Genomic DNA, 3,700 nt, shown 5'->3' with positions numbered 1-3,700 from the left:
GTCCCAATTTGTAGTAATCCTCCAATGGTTCAGCAGCCGATGTCTAGCCCAGAATCCCTTTCCGCACCCGAACAGCCCGCTAAAATCCACCTTCCTCGCACCAGCGAGTCAGAACCCCTGAAAAAAATTCGCCACACCACCTCTCACGTCATGGCAATGGCCGTGCAAAAGCTATTTCCCAAAGCCTTAGTAACAATCGGCCCTTGGATTGAAAACGGATTTTACTATGACTTTGACATCCCAGAGGCATTTACAGAAAAAGATTTGAAATCCATCAAAAAAGAGATGATCAAAATCATCAATCGTAAATTGCCTCTAATTCGAGAAGAAGTCAGCCGGGAAGAAGCCGAACGCCGAATTAAAGAAATTAACGAGCCTTACAAACTGGAAATTTTAGAAGGTCTGACGGAACCGATTACCATCTACCATTTGGGTGATGAATGGTGGGATTTATGTGCCGGCCCCCACTTAGAAAATACCAGCGAATTAAACCCAAAAGCCATCGAATTAGAAAGCGTTGCCGGTGCTTATTGGCGCGGAGATGAAACCAAAGCTCAATTGCAACGCATTTACGGAACTGCTTGGGAAAATCCCGAACAATTACAAGAATATCAGCGCCGAAAAGAAGAAGCACTCAGGCGCGATCATCGTAAACTAGGCAAAGAATTAGGATTGTTTATTTTTGCCGATGTCGTCGGGCCAGGCTTGCCTTTGTGGACACCGAAGGGAACAATTTTGCGGAGTATTTTAGAAGATTTCCTCAAACAAGAACAGGTTAAACGTGGATATTTACCCGTTGTCACTCCTCACATTGGCAGAGTAGATTTATTCAAAACCTCTGGTCACTGGCAGAAATATAAAGAAGATATGTTTCCGATGATGGCAGAGGATGAAGAATCGGCCAAAGCAGAACAAGGTTTTGTTCTTAAACCGATGAATTGTCCTTTCCACATTCAAATATATAAGAGCGAATTACGTTCTTATCGGGAATTACCCATGCGGTTAGCAGAATTCGGCACAGTTTACCGCTACGAACAATCGGGAGAACTAGGAGGATTAACCAGAGTTCGCGGCTTTACTGTGGATGATTCCCACTTATTTGTCACGCCGGAACAGTTGGATGCTGAATTTTTGAGCGTGGTGGATTTAATCCTATCAGTCTTTAAGAGTCTGCAATTAAAGAACTTCAAAGCCAGACTAAGTTTCCGCGATCCAACTTCGGATAAATACATGGGTTCCGATGAAGTTTGGGAGCAATCTCAAGGCGCTATTCGCCGCGCTGTCGAAACCTTGGGAATGAATTATTTTGAAGGAATTGGGGAAGCGGCTTTTTATGGCCCCAAACTCGATTTCATTTTCAGCGATGCTCTCGATCGCGAGTGGCAATTAGGGACTGTACAGGTAGATTATAACTTGCCTGAACGCTTCGATTTAGAATATGTCGCTGAGGACGGAACTCGCAAACGTCCGGTAATGATTCACCGTGCTCCTTTTGGTTCTTTAGAGAGGTTAATTGGGATTTTAATTGAGGAATATGCGGGGGATTTCCCCGTGTGGTTAGCACCAATTCAAGCTCGTTTATTGCCAGTTAGTAATGACTTTTTACCCTTTGCTCAAGAGGTAGCGGCGAAGATGCGGATATTAGGAATTCGAGCTGAGGCGGATGCGAGTAGCGAGCGTTTGGGTAAGTTAATTCGCAATGCTGAGAAGGATAAAATTCCGGTGATGGGTATTGTGGGTGCAAAGGAGGTTGAGTCAAATAGCTTGAGTATTCGCACTCGTGCTTCTGGGGAGTTGGGAATGATTTCTGTTGATGAGGCAATTAATAGATTGAAGTCGGCGATTTTGAGTTTCAGCAATTTTTAGAAAATAGTAAGTAGAGTGGGTTAACTCACTCTACTTATCAATTAATTGCCCGTGAATAAATAGGAGTGAAATCTATGCCTAATCCGTTTCCAGGGATGAATCCATACTTAGAAAATCCTAATCTTTGGCCTCAAGTACATCACTTGCTGATTAGTATAATTTTGGAGTCTTTAGTCCCGAAATTGCTTCCCAAATATAGAGTGGATATTGAAAAGCGAATTTATGAAATTAACGGGGAAGAGTCTCTGTTAGTCGGTATTCCTGATGTCATTGTCCAACCTTCATCAAATCAAACAAACTCTACGAATTCTAATGTCGCCGTTGCAGCACCCCCTGCTAAATCTTTAAGAGTGAGAGTGCCTATGCCTATAGAATTTAGGGAAGGCTATTTACAAGTAATAGATATAGCTACCAAGGAAGTTGTGACAGTAATTGAGGTACTTTCACCTGCCAATAAAAGACGTGGCAAAGGACGGGAAATGTATGAGGAAAAGCGTGAAAAAATACTTGCGACTCGCACCCATTTAGTTGAGATTGATTTACTACGTAATTGGCAACCTCTCCCAGTTTTTGGTAACGATAGCGAGGCTAATTATCGAATTTTGGTCAGTCGGGGAAATCAACGCCCAATGGCGGATTTATATCTTTTTAATTTGGCAAATCCAATTTCTTCATTTCCGCTACCTTTACGTTCAGGTGATGTAGAACCTATTGTAGATTTACAAGCTTTACTCAATGGAGTTTATGACCGCGCAGCTTATGATTTTAGAATAGATTATAATGGCGAGCTTGTGCCACCACTGTCAGATGAGGATGTTATTTGGGCGAATGCTTTATAGCGAGAAAAAGGATTGAGAGTCTAATAAAAATAAGTCAATTAATAGGAGTTAAATCTATGCCTAATCCATTCCCAGGAATGAATCCATATTTAGAAAGTATTGATTTTTGGCCAGAGGTTCATCACTTGCTGATTGCTATTATTCAAGAGTTATTAGTTCCCCAGTTGCGTCCTAAATATCGCGTCGCTATTGAGAAGCGGATTTATGAAATCAATGGTGAAAACTCTTTATTGGTTGGTATTCCCGATGTCTCTATACAACGCAGACAAACGCAAACTAACCCGATTAATTCTAATGTCGCCCTACTCGCCCCAACTGCTACACCATTGAAGGTAGCAGTACCTATGCCTGAAGAGGTTAGAGAAAGTTATTTAGAGGTTATAGATTTAGCAACTAAGGAGGTGGTGACAGTAATTGAGGTGCTTTCACCTGCCAATAAAAGACGTGGCAAAGGACGCGAAATGTATGAGGAGAAGCGGGAAAAGGTGTTCGGAAGTCGCACCCATTTGGTGGAGATTGATTTATTGCGCGGTTGGGAAGCTCTTCCGGTTTTTAATAATGATATTGAAGCTAGTTATCGGATTCTGGTGAGTCGGGGAAATCAACGTCCGATGGCGGATTTATATTTATTTAATCTGTCAGATGCAATTCCTACTTTTCCTTTGCCTTTACGTTCGGAAGATGAGGAGCCAATTGTAGATTTGCAAGTTCTGTTAAATACAGTATATGACCGAGCTGGATATGATTTTACTATAGATTATAATGGCGATCTTGTACCGCCCCTGTCAGATGAGGATGTTATTTGGGCAGATACTCTTTTGCGAGAGACAGGGTTAAGGGAATAATGGCAGTAGGAAGGTGCGAGCGCAATTACCAAAGAAGGGGCGAGGGACTAGGGGCTAGGGCGTGTTTTCAAACCCTGGGGGGCGAAGCATTCGGACACAAAACCTTGGTTTATAGCAGAAATTTATCGCCCGAATGCTTCGCCCCTACAT

General features: G+C 42.5%; 3 protein-coding genes. All 3 read left to right on the top strand.

From position 1 onward, the window contains the following. Positions 1-39 precede the first annotated feature (39 nt). The 3 genes from thrS to PN499_RS15460 all read left to right on the top strand — a co-directional run bounded on the left by thrS (position 40) and on the right by PN499_RS15460 (position 3,550). Positions 40-1,866: a threonine--tRNA ligase gene (thrS, locus tag PN499_RS15470; protein ID WP_272032884.1), complete on the top strand. Its 1,827-nt coding sequence runs from the start codon at positions 40-42 to the stop codon at positions 1,864-1,866. A gap of 74 nt (positions 1,867-1,940) precedes the next feature. Further along, positions 1,941-2,705, top strand: a complete 765-nt coding sequence (locus tag PN499_RS15465; protein ID WP_272032883.1) for a DUF4058 family protein — start codon at positions 1,941-1,943, stop codon at positions 2,703-2,705. 56 nt (positions 2,706-2,761) lie between these two features. Next, positions 2,762-3,550, top strand: a complete 789-nt coding sequence (locus PN499_RS15460; RefSeq protein WP_272032882.1) for a DUF4058 family protein — start codon at positions 2,762-2,764, stop codon at positions 3,548-3,550. Positions 3,551-3,700: the final 150 nt, after the last annotated feature.

The organism is Kamptonema animale CS-326 (assembly GCF_028330895.1).
GTDB lineage: Bacteria > Cyanobacteriota > Cyanobacteriia > Cyanobacteriales > Microcoleaceae > Kamptonema > Kamptonema formosum.
Note: the sequence above shows the minus strand (reverse complement) of the source record. Positions and strands in the feature narration are given on the sequence as shown.

Bases quoted from the DNA above. Each gene is read 5' to 3' on its own strand.
- thrS (WP_272032884.1), top strand. From the start codon at position 40: ATGTCTAGCCCAGAATCCCTTTCCGCACCCGAACAGCCCGCTAAAATC.
- PN499_RS15460 (WP_272032882.1), top strand. From the start codon at position 2,762: ATGCCTAATCCATTCCCAGGAATGAATCCATATTTAGAAAGTATTGAT.
- PN499_RS15465 (WP_272032883.1), top strand. From the start codon at position 1,941: ATGCCTAATCCGTTTCCAGGGATGAATCCATACTTAGAAAATCCTAAT.